The following is a 14,560-nucleotide window of genomic DNA, read 5'->3' as shown; positions in this document are numbered from 1 at the left end:
ATGGAAGATCCCAAGCCGCTACCTCAATTACCCGCCTCGCGCGCCAGCAAGATCGCTGCCGTCATCCTGATGGTCTTCCTGTTCGCGGGCCTGCTTTCCAATCTCAGGTTCGCGTCGACGACCGAATCGGTGTTGCCTCATGCCGTGACCCGGGCCGGCATTCTGGACGGTGCGGTATCGAAAGAACTCGCCAATCGCTTGGCCGATACGCCGATCGCCGCCGACGCGGCGCGCGCGCAGCGTGCGCTGGGCTGGCTGACGCTGCACGATCTGGGGCAGCGCGTGCGGCAGGGATGCCCGGGCTGGTTGTTCCTGCGCGACGAACTCAGCGTGGATGCCGATAGCGACAGTCATCTCGCCACGCGCGCGGACACGGTGGCCGCCGTGCAGCGCGGCCTGGCGAGGCACGGTATCGCGTTGCTGGTCGTCGTGGTGCCCGACAAGTCGCGTATCGAGCCGCAACATCTGTGCAGTCTGTATCGTCCGGTTTCGTTGGGTGCGCGTCTCGCTCACTGGACCTCGCGTCTGACCGCTGACGGCGTGCAGGTGCTGGATCTCAGTCCGGCGCTGCGTGGCGCGCCGGGCGGCGCTTTTTTTCGGACTGACACGCACTGGACCGAGGACGGCGCCGGTGCCGCGGCGCAGGCCGTGGCGCAGCGCATCCGTGCGATGGGGGTCCCGCTGGGTTCGAGTAAGCCTGACTATCGCGTCACAGACAAGCCTCCCGGCCGGCGGCCCGGCGATCTTGTGCGTCTGGCCGGCCTGGATGATTTGCCGCCGTCCTGGCAGCCGAGGCCTGAGATTGCGGCCAGCCGTGACTACATTCCTCAGGCTCAGGCGGCCGCGTCAGCCGACGATCTGTTCGGCGATGCCGATCTGCCTGGCATCGCCGTGATCGGCACTTCTTATTCGACGACGTCCGATTTCGTGCCTCAGCTCGCTTTGGCACTCGGAACAGGCGTGGGTAATTTCGCACGCGAGGGCGGCAAGTTCGGCGGCTCGGCGCGCGCCTATTTCGCGAGTCCGGCTTATGCTCAGACACCGCCCAAGCTCGTCGTTTGGGAATTGGACGAACGGGATCTGCAGTCGCCGCTCGAAGCGGAAGATACGGTCGTCGTGCCGAAATCCAGCGCCATAGACTCACGGACTCCGCATGTCGAAGCCAGCACACTTTAACTGCCATAGCTTGATGGCGATGATGCTAGGGGCGGGCGCGCTGCTATACGCCGATCTGCCCATGGCTGCGCCGCTGCCGGTGATCATTACGGTGGATGCCGCGGCCAACCGGCATCCAATCAGCCCGCTCATCTATGGCTTGAACTTCGGGACGGCGGAAATCCTGCGGGATCTGCGCGTGCCGATCAACCGCTCGGGCGGCAACACCGCTTCGGCTTACAACTGGCGGGTCGACGCTCACAACACGGGCCAGGACTGGTTTTTCGAAAGCCTGCCGACCGATCCAAAAGACATCTACCAATATAACGACCGTTTCGCGGCGCTTACCCGTGACGCACACGCTTCCCCGATGCTGACCATCCCGATGATCGGCAGGGTAGCGCGACTCGATAAGGACGGTAAGCCGCTCGTCAGTTTTTCGGTCAACAGGTACGGCAAGCAGCAGAGTGTCGACGCTCACGGTTTGTCTGACGCGGGCAACGGCATCGCAGCCGACGGCACCCCTATCAGGAACGACCCGGACGATGCTTCGTTGCTGGACGATCCGCAGAGCCAGCAGGAGCGCGTCAGGCAACTCACGCGTGGATCCGGTAGTGCCGGCTCGGACGGTGTGCATTACTACCTGATGGACAATGAGCCGAGTCTGTGGCAACTCAACCATCGCGACATGCATCCCATCGGCGCCCATGCCAGCGAGGTAGCGAACAAGGTGATCGCCTATTCGCACGCCGTGAAGGCGGCAGACCCGGGCGCGCGGGTCGTGGCACCGGAAGAGTGGGGTTGGACCGGGTATCGCTTTAGCGGCTTCGATCAGCAGTACTTCGCCGCGCACGGTCAGGGCAATCCGCCGGACAGGGAAAACGAAACGCGAGGCATGGATTACGTCCCATGGCTGCTCACGCAATGGAAGCAGGCCGGCCGCCCTGTCGACGTTTTCAGCCTGCACTTTTACCCGCAGGGCGGAGAATTCAAGGAAAACCAGAATGCGGCCACGGCTGAGGCGCCTGCCATTGAACTCACCCGCAACCGCTCCACGCGCGACCTGTGGGATACGAACTACAAGGACCCGACCTGGATCAACAGCGTGGTGGCCCTGATCCCGATGATGCGGCGGTGGGTCGACAGCTATTACTACGCGGGTACACCGATCGCGCTGACGGAATACAGCTGGGGCGGCAATACGACCATGAACGGCGCCACGGCCCAAGCCGACGTGCTGGGCATCTTTGGCCGGGAAGGGTTGGACATTGCCACGCGCTGGGGCACATTGAATCGGGACATGCCGGTCTACAAGGCGATCAAGCTCTATCGCAACTACGATGGCCAGGGCTCGGGCTTTGGCACCACCAGCATCGCCGACACGCAGCCCGACCCGGATCGGGTCTCGTCTTTTGCCGCCGTGCGTGATCACGACCGCGTCATGACCATCGTGGTTATCAACAAGCAGCTTGATCAACCGGCTGACGCCACAATTGCGATCAACAACTTTGATGTGACTCAAGGCAAAGCCCAGACCTGGCAACTCATGGACAATGCCATATCCCGTCTGCACGACACCGACTATGCGAGCGGCCAATTGCACCTTACTCTGCCGCCGAAAACCGTAACCTTGCTGGTTTTGCACGGCGCGGGCCGGCAATGACTCCGTTACTCGCATGCTGGTGCGGGCCAATTCCGGCCCGGTGCTGTATGACTTTGGGCATCATCCGCCGCTTATGAAGCGCTTGAGCACCCGCTTGATGACGCGAAAGGGGTGCTTAACCTTGGCACGGATGCCGGCCGTGCTCGCGCGGCTGATGAATCTGGCGCCGCGCGACGAAGCCGATGCGCCAGCCGCCCGAGGCGAACCGCACGACTCGGCGCAGAAATAAGGCCCGCGTCGAACGTTCAACGCAACTGCGTGAACGCGAGCAGCAACACCATGCTGCCGATCGCGCCATCCAGCACGCGCCACGCGGTTGCGCGGCGAAACAGCGGCGCGAGCATGCGCGCCCCATAGCCGAGTCCGAGGAACCAGACCGCGCTGACCGTCATCGCGCCGAGCGCGAAGGCGACCCGCGCGCCTTCCGGCTCACGCGCGCCGGCCGTGCCGATCAGCAGAAACGTGTCCAGATAGACGTGCGGATTGAGCCACGTGAACGCGAGTGTCATCAGCACGATCGGCAGCGCGCGTTGCAAGTGTGGCGCTTGGTCGGCGGATGCGCCGGCCGAGCCATCCAGCACCGCGTGTCCGGGCCGCACCGCGCGGCGCAGCGCGCTGATGCCGAACCAGGCGAGATACGCGAGGCCGACATAGAGCATCGCGTGCACGAAGCGCGGGTAACGCTCCATCAGCACCGCGGCGCCGCCGACGCCCGCGCCGATCAGAATGAAATCCGATAGCGTGCACAACAGCACGATCTTGCCGACGTGCGAGCGCATGATGCCCTGCCGCAGCACGAACGCGTTCTGCGCGCCGATCGTGACGATCAGCGATGCACACAGCGCCGCGCCATGGGAAAAAGACAACCAGTTCATAAACGGTCCGGGGAAAAGGAAGCAGTGGGATAGACGGGAACATCCAACAGCGCTAGTCTGCGAGTTCGCGTCTCATAAGAGAAGCTAATTTACTTAATGCCGATTAAGGAGCGCTAATGCTCGACTACGCGTTGCTCGACGCGCTGGCCGCGGTGGTCCGTCACGGCTCGTTCGACCGTGCCGCGAGCGAACTCAATATCACGCCGTCCGCGGTGTCGCAGCGGGTCAAGCTGCTCGAGGAGCGGGTCGGCAGCGTGCTCGTGAAGCGCGGCCAGCCGTGCGTCGCGACCACCTCCGGCGCGCTGCTATGCCGCCATACCGAGCGCGTGCAACTGCTCGAAGCGGAGTTGAACGGCCGCCTGCCGGCACGGCCCGGCGCGCTCGTCGAGCCGTGGCCGGCACTACGCGTCGCGGTCAACGACGACAGCGCCGGCACCTGGTTCATCGACGCGGTCGCACCGTTCTGCGTCGAACGCGAGATGCTGCTCGATCTCGTGATCGACGACCAGGACTACACCGCGCAGCGCATTCGCGACGGCAGCGTGCAGGGCGCGATCACGACGCAGGCCGAACCGGTGCAGGGCTGCCGCTCGACGCGTCTGGGCCGCATGCGATACCTCGCGGTCTGCTCGCCCGCGTTTTTCGCGCGCTATTTCGCCGACGGCGTCACGCGCGAAAGCCTGCGGCGCACACCATGCGTCGACTTCAATCCGAAGGATCGGCTGCAAAAGCGCTTCATGCGGCGCATCACGCGCGCGGAGCTCGATCCGCCGCTGCACTGGATTCCCCACGTCGCCGGCTTTTTGCGCGCGTGCGTGATGAGCCTCGGCTGGGGCATGTGCCCCGAGCGGATGATCGCCGGGCATCTGCAGCGCGGCGAACTGGTCGAGATCGCGCCGGGCAAGCATATCGACGTCGAGCTGTACTGGCAGAGCTGGCGGCTGTCGATCGGCTGGCTCGACGATTTCAGCGCGATGCTCAGAAAGCGGGCGGGGGAGTTTCTCGATTGACTACGCGGCGTGCCGCATGAAAAACCGCGCCAGCCGCTACAGCAACAGCTCGATCGAATGAAACAGCCGGCGCTGCTCGGGGTCCTGCGAGCGCGCGCCTTCGTCGATCGTCTCGCGCAGGCAGTCGAGAAAGCAGGCGGCCGTGGGGCTCGTGGGCGCGCCACGCCGCGACGTAATGCTGATGATGGTTTCGTCCAGCGTTTCGCGCAGCGGCAGCGCCCACAGGTTTTCCTTCGCGCGTATCACCTCGACGAGCGGCCACGGAAAGATGCTGACCATGTCCGTGTGAGCGAGCAGGCCGAGCACGATCGCGAGCGAATGCGCGAGCACGATCGTGTGCGGCACCCGCATGCCGCGCTTGACGAACAGATTGTTCGACATCGACTCGCGGCTCGCCGGGTCCCAGTTCAGTATCCATTCCGCGTCTTCGAGATCGAGCAGCGTGCGGCATCCGGCCTTCGGATGATCGCGCCGCGCGACCACCGCAGCATGCGTCGAAAAAAGCGGCGCGTTCTGAAACTCCGACTGTGGCGACGCGGGCGGCGGCCGGCCGATCGAAAAATCGAGGCTGCCGTCGCGCAGACGCGGCTGCACGACCGCGAGCAGGCCCTCGAAGAATTCGAGCTGCACGTCCGGCATCCGCTCGCGAAAGCGCTGCACGGCGGGCGGCAGAAAAGTCAGCGCGACCCAGGGCGTGACGCCGATCGACAGCTTGCCAGCTGCGGCTCCGCGCAACGCCTCGATCTCGGCTTGCGCGCGCTGCAACTGGCCGAGCACGAGCCGTGCATGCACGACGAGCGCGCGGCCGAACTCGGTGAACGCGACACCGCTCGCGCTGCGCACGACGAGCGGCGCGTGCAGATCGGCTTCGAGCTCGCGCATCGCTTTGGTCACGGCGGCCGGCGAAAGTCCCAGCGAGCGGGCTGCGGCCCGGATACTCCCGGTATCCGCGATCGCCGCCAACGTATTGAGCTGATGCAGTTTCATCCGAATGCGAAGCGTGAAGGGGGCAACCAAGGGTTGGCACCGCAACGATTCTACGCCTGCCGCCCGAATATCGGCGCCGCTATGCTGGGTTCACGCTGACAGGAAGAGAGACGGCATGAACACGATGGTCATTCCGGCGGGCATCGCCGAAGTCGAAGCAGAAATGATCGCGCTGCGACACAGCATCCACGCGCACCCGGAGCTGGCCTACGAGGAGTTCGCGACCGGCGATCTGGTCGCCGAACGCCTGCGGGAGTGGGGCTACAGCGTGCATCGCGGCATCGGGCGCACGGGCGTGGTCGGGCAACTGAAGGTCGGCAACGGCGCGCGCCGGCTCGGCCTGCGCGCCGACATGGACGCGCTGCCGATCCACGAAACCACTGGCCTGCCGTATGCGAGCAAGCTGGCCGGCAAGATGCACGCATGCGGACACGACGGCCATACGGCGATGCTGCTCGCCGCCGCGAAGCATCTGGCGCGCGAAAAAAGCTTCGACGGCACGCTGAATCTGATCTTCCAGCCGGCCGAGGAAGGACTTGCCGGCGCGAAGAAGATGCTCGACGACGGCCTGTTCGAGCAGTTTCCCTGCGACGCCGTGTTCGCGATGCACAACATGCCGGGCTTTCCCACCGGCAAGCTCGGCTTCATGCCGGGGTCGTTCATGGCGTCGTCGGATACGGTGATCGTCAAGGTGATCGGCCGCGGCGGTCATGGCGCGATGCCGCACAAGGCGGTCGATCCGGTCGTCGTATGCGCGCAGATCGTGCTCGCGGTGCAGTCGATCGTGTCGCGCAATATCGCGCCGCTCGATATGTCGATCATCACGGTCGGCGCGATTCACGCGGGCGAAGCGCCGAACGTGATCCCCGAAACGGCCGAGATGCGCCTGTCGGTGCGCGCGCTGCGGCCCGAGGTGCGTGACCATCTGCAGCAGCGCATTACCGAGGTCGCGACCGGTCAGGCGGCGGTGTTCGGCGCGCGTGCCGAGGTCGACTATCAGCGCCGCTACCCGGTGCTCGTCAACGATGCGGCCATGACCGCGCTCGCGCGCCAGGTCGCGCTCGACTGGCTGGGCGAGGACGGGCTGATTCGCGACATGCAGCCGTTGACCGGCAGCGAGGACTTCGCGTTCCTGCTCGAACGCTGCGCGGGCAGCTATCTGATCATCGGCAATGGCGACGGCGAGGGCGGCTGCATGGTCCACAACCCCGGCTACGACTTCAACGACGCTTGCCTCGCGACCGGCGCGGCTTACTGGGCCAAGCTCGCGCAGACGTTCCTCGTTTGACGCGGTGACGGCTCGCGCGCCGTGCCGTAGCAGCAACAAGATCACGATGGAGATATAGATGGACTATTCCGCCACACCGCGGCCCGCGAGCGCCAATGGGCTCGAAGCGCTCGATGCGCAGCGCCTCGCCGAGGAGCCTCGAAAGCGCCTCGGCCATGCGAAGGCAATCGCCGCGATCACGCTCGGCAACGGCCTCGAGTTTTTCGACTTCACGATCTACAGCTTCTTCGCGACGATCATCGGCAAGCTGTATTTCCCGGTCGAAGGACAACTGGTGCAACTGATGCTCGCGGTCGGCACGTTCGGCGTCGGCTTCATCATGCGGCCGGTGGGCGGCGTCGTGCTGGGCGGCTACGCGGACCGCGCGGGACGCAAGGCCGCGATGAGCCTGACGCTGTGGCTGATGACGCTCGGTTCCGCGATCATCGCGTTTGCGCCGACTTATGCGGCGATTGGCGTCGCGGCGCCGCTGCTCGTGATTCTCGCGCGGCTGATCCAGGGTTTCGCGCTGGGCGGGGAGGTGGGCGCATCGACGGCGCTGCTGCTCGAATACGGCAGCGATCGCACGCGTGGTTTTTACGGCAGCTGGCAGTTCGTGAGCCAGGGGATGAACACGGTGGTGGGCTCGCTGCTCGGCGTCGCGCTGGCCGCGTCGCTGTCGCCGGCCGCGCTCGAAAGCTGGGGTTGGCGCGTGCCGTTCGTGATCGGCATGGCGATGGGGCCGATCGGCATCTATATCCGAGGGCATCTCGACGAGACGCTGCCGGGTATCGAAGATGGCGCGGCAGCGGCGGGCGGAGTGGTGGCGCAGGCTGCTTCGCAATCGCCGTCGCTGCCCGTGCGCGACCTGTTTCGCGACCACGCGCGCTCGATCACGACCGGCGTGCTGACGACGATCGGCGGCACCGCGGCGAACTACATCGTGCTGTTCTATCTGTCGACGTACGCGATCCGCATCTTGCATCTGCCGATGGCGACCGCGCTATGGGCCGCATGGACCGGCGCGGTGGTCACGGTAATCTGCTCGCCATGCGCGGGCGCGCTGTCCGATCGGATCGGCCGCAAGCGCGTGCTGTGGGTGTCGCGCGTGCTGCTGATTCTCGCCGTCTACCCAGCGTTCATGATGATCAACGCGTCGCCGACGGTGCCGGTGCTGCTCGCGGTGGTCGCCGGCCTCGCGCTGCTCGTCACGTTCACCGCGGTGCCCAATATCGTGATGCTGCCCGAGCTGTTTCCGCGCGCGATCCGCGCGACCGGCATGTCGATCGTGTACTGCCTCGGCGTGTCTATTTTCGGCGGCTTCGCGCAGTTTTTCGCGACCTGGCTGATCCAGATTTCGGGCAGCAATCTCGCGCCGGCGTGGTATCTGATCGGCTGCAGCGTCGTGTCGTTGCTGCCGCTGCCGTTTATGCGCGAGACCGCGGGCAGGGCGATCGATTGATGTGAGGGTGACTGCGGTTGGCTGAAAAACGAGCGCCCCCCGGGAGGCCTGCCGTGTGTGCGCGTTAGTCGTTAGTCTCTTTGTGATAGACGTGCTTGTTCTCAACGATGCCCTTCGGGAAAACCTTGCGCACAAGACCACGCGCGGTCGCGTCGGCCCGCAGCACGACATCGCGCACCCGTTGCTCAGGGCGTCCGCGAAACGACGTCGGGTGAAAGTATTCCGCGTCGCCAACCGGCTGACTTGAGAAGTAGTAGTTCGACACGCAGCAACGCGCTTCGCTGGTCAGGTTCGGTGATACTGAATGCCACGAATGCTGGTTGGTGACCATCACGGCAAGCCGGTTGAACTTGCTAACGATCGTGACCGGCTCTCCCTTCGGGCCCTCTGGCCACACTTCGAGATTGCAGCCGTTTTCGGCCCGCCAGCCTGGCGACACGTAATACAGCAAGTTCAGCACGCGGTAACGCTGGCGATCCTTGTCGTGCGAATTATCAAGATGCGGGTTCAGGAAGTGACCTTGGCCCATCATCGAGATGCCGCCCGCGTAAAGGTGTTCGTCCGGGTCGAGCGACGTGAGGCCGGTGATTTCTGAAACGAGCTTCACCACTTCCGGTTGCTGGAAAGCGTATAGCGCTTCCTCCAGGATCGGCGCGTGCTGATTCATTTGCGCTGAAACGTATTTGAGTTCGCGCAGGCTCTTGCGAAGCATCATTGTCGATGCATCGGGAAAGCCGTTACGCATCTTCATGGCAAGTTCTTCAGGAAGAATGTCGTCGATGAAGAAGTGATTAACAGGTGCGCTTTCCTGCCACTGGCGCCGAGCGGCATCCGCATTGTCTCGCAGCCGTGCTGCGATCAACTCGCCAATGCCAGTCCGTTGCAACCCGATAGCTTCGATCGGTTCCATGTCCGCTCCTTGACCAACGTGAAGGAAGATTCACACAACCGGCGATAGTTGCCGCAGCACGGCAATAATCTGCACAATCATCGGTCTGTCTCACGTAACAGAATGTGCGGAAACTCTCGTTTGTAAGCTGCTTGTATTGCGATGAGTAGATCTCTGCATGTTCTGCGCCCGCGGTGGATGCCTAAGCCGCCTCTTTCGCCATTCGCACCGCGGCGCTAAAACAAACGCCGCGCGTCACTCACGCGACTCACCTCGCCGCCGACTTCCCACGACCGGTCACGGCGGCGCCATTGCCATCGCCGTTGCTGGCCGCCGCCGCGTCGCGCGTCTCGGGCATCGCCGCCCACACCAGCAACACCGCGAGCGCACCGGCCGCCGCGAGACAGAAGAAGCTCACCGCATTGCCGAAATGATCGGCGACGAAGCCCGCCGCCGTCGTGCTCAGCGTCGCGCCGATGCCTGCCGCTAGCCCGAACAGGCCGATACAGAGGTTATAGCGGCCCTTGTCGCCGGCGACGTCGGCGGCGATCAGCGGCAGCATCACGCCGAACACCGCGGCGCTCAAACCGTCGAGCATCTGCACCGGCACGAGCAGATAAGGGCTGCTGATGCCCGCGAACAGCAGCGCGCGGATCGGCAGCGCGGAGAAGCCGAGCAACAGGATCGGCCGGCGGCCCCAGCGTTCGGCCGAGCGCCCGACCCACGGCGACATCATCGCGACGATCGCCTGCGGCACGATGATGCACGCCGCGATCACGAGCTGCACGTTGTCTCCCATGCCGGCCGTCACTTCGCCGGCGGCCAGGTTCAGCATCGCCGCGTTCGACAGATGGAACAGCACGATGCACGCGGCGAATAGCAGCATGCGCCGGTCGCGCAGCAGCTCGCGCAGGCTTTCGCGCCGCTCGAGCTGCTCGGGAGTGGGCGCCGCCTGCGGCAGCTCGATCGTGTCGGTGCGCTGGATCATCGCAAGGGCGAACAGCGCGGGAACCGCGAGGCCCGCGGTCAGAACGAACACCGCGCGCGGCGAGTAGTACTCGCCGAACAGGCCCATCAGACTGGCCGCGACCGCGCTGCCGATCGACGCCCAGCGCGCGTTGCGGCCGAGCCGGTCGCCGAGATTCGCGCGACCCACCAGCGCGAACGAGATCGCCGCGAGCGCCGGCGTCAGCATGCAGCTCGCGAAGCCGTGGAACACTTCTGCGGCGATCACCGGCAGCACGGTCGGGCTCACCGCGAGCAGCATCGCGCTCAGGATGATCGCGCCGATCGCCCACGCGGCCGCGGCCTTCTTGTTGCGCAACGCGTCGACCGCGGCGCCGCCGGGCACCTGGCTGACCATCGCGCTGATCGTGCCGACCGACAGCACCATGCCGATCTCGCCCTGGGTCCACTTGTGCGACGCGAGGTACGACGCGATGAACGGCCCGAAGCCCGTCTGCACGTTGGCGACGAAGAAGTTGAGCCAATCGAGCGCGCGCAGACTTCGCGCCGTGACCAAAGTACGGACCGTCATCGGACCGCCCGTGCGTTTGAAACCGCGACCGCCGTCGACGCGGCCGACGGCGCCGAGGCCGCCGGCGCGGCGCTCGCCGCGGGCGCGGCAGGCGGCGCCGGCGACACCGCGCGGATCGGTTTGTCGCTCGCATAGAGCGGCGTCGCGTTGATCTGCGCGTCGCTCAGATCGATCTGCGGATGCAGTTCCTTGTCGCGCGTGACGAAGCGCAACGCCGACCAGTTCGCGGCGATCGTGCGCCGGTCGGTGCTGACCAAGTCGCCCACGTCGAGCACGATCGCCTGCGGTTGCGCGTTGCCGTCGATCAGCACATCGATAACGCGCCCCACCTTGGCGCCATTCGCGCGCTCGACGGTCGCATCGAGCAGCGGCAGTTCCAGCGGGTTCGACTTGTTCGCGGTGCTCGGCACGGCCGTCGGGTTCAGCGTGATCGGCGCCCCCTTCGCGGTCGGTGTGAAGCGGAACGCGCCCCATGGGAAGTTGACCTTGCGGTCGCCGACGCCGAGGAAGCCCTGCAGATTGACGATCATCTCGCGCGGCTTGCCGGCCGCGTCGGCGGTCATGTCGACCGCGCGGCCGACCACCTTGCCGTCGGGCTTCTGCACCGGGCTGTCGAGCAGCGCGCGCGCGTCGCTGCGCTCGATCGTGCGCAGCACGATCAGCGGCGGCGGCGGGGGCGGCGGCGGAGCCGGCACGGCGACGGGCGGCGGCGGTTCGACCTTGTGCGGCTTCACGACCGGCTTCTTCGGTTTCTTCGGCTCCTCGGGCCCCTCGTTCGCCTCGGTCTCGACCGGCTGCGGCGCGGAAGCCGCGACCGGCGCGCTAGCCGGCTCGACGGGCATCACCGTCGCCTCGACGATCGGCGCCTGCTGCGTACCCCACAGCAGGCTGCTGCAGCCGGACAGCGCGGCGAGCGCGAACAGCGCCGCCATCATCCACAGCCAGCGGAACAGACGAAGCAGATCGAGCGAATCGGGCGAATCGAGCGGTCCAGGCGGGGCGATCGGGACAATCGGGACAATCGGCAGGCGCCGGGCGGGGCGCGGAAAACCGCCAGTCATCAGGAAAAACTCCACGGGCTGTGCGGACAGGCGCGATGAGCCGCCGCGGTTGGATGGGTACGGCCCAGAGTTTAACCTGCGCTGCCGCGTGGGCAGGCTTTCGCGAACGGCGTGGAAGGCTGTTTCGCGGATGGCTGAATCCGGTAGGTGTAAACGCGCGGCGCGCTCGCGCGAGCGACCGTCGCGCAAAAGTTATACGTCGCGCGACATGTCCGGCATGCCATTCATGCGATTGGACACATAGTTGTGTTCACCTACATTTCGACTCAGAAAAGCGCTACCCACACCGACAAATCCACGAGACGAACCTGATGACGGCCGCTCAAGCGGCCGTTTCAGCACGCTGATAAAGGAGGCACTCATCATGATGGAACCCCAGGCCCTCGCGAATTCCGACGTCGCGAGCGAATCCTTCGACACCGAGCCATTCCACCCCAAGGGCTTTCTCGACCGCTACTTCGACATTTCCGCGCGCGGCAGCACGCAGCGCCAGGAGATCGTCGCGGGCATCACGACCTTTCTCGCGATGGTCTATTCCGTGTTCGTCGTGCCGGGCATGTTCGGCAAGGCCGGTTTCGACACCAGCGCGGTGTTCGTCGCCGTCTGTTTGACGACGGCGTTCGGCTCGCTGCTGATGGGCGCGTGGGCGCGTCTGCCAATTGCGATCGGCTGCGCGATCTCGCTGACCGCGTTTACCGCGTTCGGGCTCGTGCTCGGCAAGGGCCTGCATCCGAACGTCGCGCTCGGCGCGGTGTTTCTGATGGGGGTCGTGTTCACCGCGATTTCGGTGACCGGCGTGCGCTCGTGGATCCTGCGCAATCTGCCGGCCGGCATCGCGCATGGCACCGGGATCGGCATCGGCCTGTTCCTGCTGCTGATCGCCGCGAACGACGTCGGCCTCGTGGTCAAGAATCCGGGGGCCGGGCTGCCGGTGTCGCTCGGGCAGATTACGGCATTGCCGGCGTTGATGTCGGTCGCCGGACTCGCCGCGATCGTCGGGCTCGTGCGGCGGCGCGTGCCGGGTTCGATCCTGATCGTGATCGTCGCGATCTCGGCGATCGGGCTCGCGATCGATCCGGCCGTGGCGTTTCATGGTGTGTTCGCGGTGCCGTCGTTGAGCGCGCCGGGTCATGCGTCGCTGATCGGCGCGATGGACGTGAAGGGCGCGCTGTCGATGGCGGTGCTGCCGAGCGTGCTCGCGCTCGTGATGACCGCCGTGTTCGACGCGACCGGCACGATCCGCGCGGTCGCGGGCCAGGCGGGCCAGCTCGACGAGAACGGCCGCATCATCAACGGCGGCCGCGCGCTGACCGCCGATTCGCTGAGCTCGATCTTCTCGGGCCTGCTCGGCGGCGCGCCGGCGGCCGCCTATATCGAGTCGACGGTCGGCGTCGCGGCGGGCGCGAAGACGGGGATGGCGGCGGCGGTGGTCGGTCTGCTGTTTCTCGTCGTGATGTTTTTCTCGCCGCTCGCCGCGCTGGTGCCTTCGTATGCGACCGCGCCCGCGCTGATGTACGTGGGGCTGCTGATGCTGTCCAACGTGAGCAAGCTGCATATGGACGACATGGTCGACGCGATGGCGGGGCTCGTGTGCGCGGTGTTCATCGTGCTGACCGCGAACATCGTGACCGGCATCATGCTCGGCTTCGCGACGCTCGTGATCGGACGCGTGGTTAGCGGCGAGTATCGCAAGCTCAATGTGGGCACCGTGGCGATCGCGGTGGTGCTGGTCGGGTTTTATCTCGGCGGCTGGGCGATTTGAGTTGAGTGGCGGGTATTGGCAGGTCTGCACCTTGACTTTCGCGCCAGCGCTTCTAAACCATAACCGTATGGTCACGAGGAAAAGGAGACGCAGATGGAACCGCAACATCGCATCGCCAGTCGCGAAGAGTGGCTTGCCGCGAGCCGCGCGCTGCTCGCCGAAGAAAAAGCGCATATGCGCGCCGGTGACGAACTCGCGCGCAAGCGTCGGGAGTTGCCGTGGGTCAAGGTCGAAAAGCTTTATACGTTCGAAACGCCGGAAGGCCGCAAGACGCTCGCGGAGCTGTTCGATGACCGCAGCCAGCTGATCGTTTATCACTTCATGCTGGGCCCCGACTGGCAGGAAGGTTGCGTCGGCTGCTCGTTCCTGTCGGACCATATGACCGGCATACTCACGCATCTCGTTCATCACGACGTCAGCTACGTGACGGTATCGCACGCGCCGCTCGCGAAGATCGACGCGTTCAAACGGCGCATGGGATGGACCTTCCCGTGGGTGTCGTCGAGCGGAAGCGATTTCAATTTCGACTACCACGTGTCGTTCACGCCGGAGCAACTGGCGAGCAAAAAGGCGTTCTACAACTTCACCGAGCAGGACGTCGGCATCGACGAACAGCACGGCCACAGCGTGTTCTACAAGGACGAAAGCGGCGACGTGTACCACACGTACTCATGTTACGGGCGCGGCGACGAGCGCTTCGTGAACACGTATGCGCTTCTGGACATCGCGCCAAAAGGCCGTAACGAGAACAGCAATTTGACCGACTGGGTCAGGCATCACGACCGCTATGACGACCACGCGCAGGCGGTTTGCCCGGCGTGCGGATCGTATACGGTGTGAAGCGGTGCAACGTGTGGACGAAGAGGGCGACGGGCGCGCGCCGCGCTAGCCG

Annotated in this window: 13 protein-coding genes; 8 read left to right on the top strand and 5 right to left on the bottom strand. The window is 65.3% G+C overall.

Features of this window, described 5'->3' with window-relative positions; all coding sequences use genetic code 11:
- Genes F6X42_RS03610 through F6X42_RS03600 form a run of 3 tightly spaced genes read left to right on the top strand, consistent with a single transcriptional unit; the run spans position 1 to position 3,047 of the window.
- Entirely contained in the window at positions 1-1,176 is a 1,176-nt protein-coding gene (locus F6X42_RS03610) for an alginate O-acetyltransferase AlgX-related protein (RefSeq protein ID WP_187632889.1), read from the top strand.
- Positions 1,154-2,818, top strand: a complete 1,665-nt coding sequence (locus tag F6X42_RS03605; RefSeq protein WP_187632888.1) for a glycoside hydrolase family 44 protein — start codon at positions 1,154-1,156, stop codon at positions 2,816-2,818. Before F6X42_RS03610 ends, F6X42_RS03605 begins: the two co-directional genes overlap by 23 nt.
- A 13-nt stretch (positions 2,819-2,831) precedes the next feature.
- Positions 2,832-3,047: a hypothetical protein gene (locus F6X42_RS03600; protein WP_187632887.1), complete on the top strand. Its 216-nt coding sequence runs from the start codon at positions 2,832-2,834 to the stop codon at positions 3,045-3,047.
- A 16-nt stretch (positions 3,048-3,063) separates the two neighbouring features.
- On the opposite strand, the gene F6X42_RS03595 is transcribed toward F6X42_RS03600, so the two are convergent.
- On the bottom strand, positions 3,064-3,693 hold the full coding sequence (locus tag F6X42_RS03595) for a LysE/ArgO family amino acid transporter (protein ID WP_187632886.1): 630 nt from the start codon (positions 3,691-3,693) through the stop codon (positions 3,064-3,066).
- Positions 3,694-3,809: 116 nt separating this feature from the next.
- Between F6X42_RS03595 and F6X42_RS03590 the strand changes: the two genes are divergently transcribed.
- Positions 3,810-4,703, top strand: coding sequence for a LysR family transcriptional regulator ArgP (locus F6X42_RS03590; protein WP_187632885.1), 894 nt, complete (start codon positions 3,810-3,812; stop codon positions 4,701-4,703).
- 36 nt (positions 4,704-4,739) lie between these two features.
- On the opposite strand, the gene F6X42_RS03585 is transcribed toward F6X42_RS03590, so the two are convergent.
- Positions 4,740-5,690: a LysR substrate-binding domain-containing protein gene (locus tag F6X42_RS03585; protein ID WP_187632884.1), complete on the bottom strand. Its 951-nt coding sequence runs from the start codon at positions 5,688-5,690 to the stop codon at positions 4,740-4,742.
- A gap of 115 nt (positions 5,691-5,805) precedes the next feature.
- On the opposite strand from F6X42_RS03585, the gene F6X42_RS03580 reads away from it, so the two are divergent.
- On the top strand, positions 5,806-6,978 hold the full coding sequence (locus tag F6X42_RS03580; protein WP_187632883.1) for a M20 aminoacylase family protein: 1,173 nt from the start codon (positions 5,806-5,808) through the stop codon (positions 6,976-6,978).
- Between the two features lie 58 nt (positions 6,979-7,036).
- A complete protein-coding gene (locus F6X42_RS03575) occupies positions 7,037-8,419 on the top strand; it encodes an MFS transporter (protein ID WP_187632882.1) in 1,383 nt (460 codons plus the stop codon).
- Between the two features lie 64 nt (positions 8,420-8,483).
- On the opposite strand, the gene F6X42_RS03570 is transcribed toward F6X42_RS03575, so the two are convergent.
- The 3 genes from F6X42_RS03570 to F6X42_RS03560 form a co-directional block, all read right to left on the bottom strand.
- The gene (locus F6X42_RS03570; protein WP_246529931.1) at positions 8,484-9,329 is read right to left on the bottom strand and encodes a 2OG-Fe(II) oxygenase; all 846 of its coding nucleotides are present in this window, start codon (positions 9,327-9,329) and stop codon (positions 8,484-8,486) included.
- Between the two features lie 247 nt (positions 9,330-9,576).
- The gene (locus F6X42_RS03565) at positions 9,577-10,845 is read right to left on the bottom strand and encodes an MFS transporter (RefSeq protein WP_187632881.1); all 1,269 of its coding nucleotides are present in this window, start codon (positions 10,843-10,845) and stop codon (positions 9,577-9,579) included.
- Positions 10,842-11,906 carry a PRC-barrel domain containing protein gene (locus F6X42_RS03560; protein WP_376776309.1) on the bottom strand — a complete coding sequence of 355 codons (1,065 nt, stop codon included), beginning with the start codon at positions 11,904-11,906 and terminating at the stop codon, positions 10,842-10,844. Before F6X42_RS03560 ends, F6X42_RS03565 begins: the two co-directional genes overlap by 4 nt.
- A gap of 367 nt (positions 11,907-12,273) precedes the next feature.
- On the opposite strand from F6X42_RS03560, the gene F6X42_RS03555 reads away from it, so the two are divergent.
- Entirely contained in the window at positions 12,274-13,668 is a 1,395-nt protein-coding gene (locus tag F6X42_RS03555; RefSeq protein WP_376776313.1) for an NCS2 family permease, read from the top strand.
- Positions 13,669-13,761: 93 nt separating this feature from the next.
- Complete coding sequence (locus F6X42_RS03550) at positions 13,762-14,508, top strand: DUF899 domain-containing protein (RefSeq protein ID WP_187632879.1); 747 nt, start codon at positions 13,762-13,764, stop codon at positions 14,506-14,508.
- Positions 14,509-14,560 lie beyond the last annotated feature (52 nt).

The organism is Paraburkholderia podalyriae (genome assembly GCF_014397785.1).
GTDB classification, from domain to species: domain Bacteria; phylum Pseudomonadota; class Gammaproteobacteria; order Burkholderiales; family Burkholderiaceae; genus Paraburkholderia; species Paraburkholderia podalyriae.
Note: the sequence above shows the minus strand (reverse complement) of the source record. Positions and strands in the feature narration are given on the sequence as shown.

Bases quoted from the DNA above. Each gene is read 5' to 3' on its own strand.
- F6X42_RS03610 (WP_187632889.1), top strand. From the start codon at position 1: ATGGAAGATCCCAAGCCGCTACCTCAATTACCCGCCTCGCGCGCCAGC.
- F6X42_RS03605 (WP_187632888.1), top strand. From the start codon at position 1,154: ATGTCGAAGCCAGCACACTTTAACTGCCATAGCTTGATGGCGATGATG.
- F6X42_RS03600 (WP_187632887.1), top strand. From the start codon at position 2,832: ATGCTGGTGCGGGCCAATTCCGGCCCGGTGCTGTATGACTTTGGGCAT.
- F6X42_RS03595 (WP_187632886.1), bottom strand. From the start codon at position 3,693: ATGAACTGGTTGTCTTTTTCCCATGGCGCGGCGCTGTGTGCATCGCTG.
- F6X42_RS03590 (WP_187632885.1), top strand. From the start codon at position 3,810: ATGCTCGACTACGCGTTGCTCGACGCGCTGGCCGCGGTGGTCCGTCAC.
- F6X42_RS03585 (WP_187632884.1), bottom strand. From the start codon at position 5,690: ATGAAACTGCATCAGCTCAATACGTTGGCGGCGATCGCGGATACCGGG.
- F6X42_RS03580 (WP_187632883.1), top strand. From the start codon at position 5,806: ATGAACACGATGGTCATTCCGGCGGGCATCGCCGAAGTCGAAGCAGAA.
- F6X42_RS03575 (WP_187632882.1), top strand. From the start codon at position 7,037: ATGGACTATTCCGCCACACCGCGGCCCGCGAGCGCCAATGGGCTCGAA.
- F6X42_RS03570 (WP_246529931.1), bottom strand. From the start codon at position 9,329: ATGGAACCGATCGAAGCTATCGGGTTGCAACGGACTGGCATTGGCGAG.
- F6X42_RS03565 (WP_187632881.1), bottom strand. From the start codon at position 10,845: ATGACGGTCCGTACTTTGGTCACGGCGCGAAGTCTGCGCGCGCTCGAT.
- F6X42_RS03560 (WP_376776309.1), bottom strand. From the start codon at position 11,906: ATGACTGGCGGTTTTCCGCGCCCCGCCCGGCGCCTGCCGATTGTCCCG.
- F6X42_RS03555 (WP_376776313.1), top strand. From the start codon at position 12,274: ATGGAACCCCAGGCCCTCGCGAATTCCGACGTCGCGAGCGAATCCTTC.
- F6X42_RS03550 (WP_187632879.1), top strand. From the start codon at position 13,762: ATGGAACCGCAACATCGCATCGCCAGTCGCGAAGAGTGGCTTGCCGCG.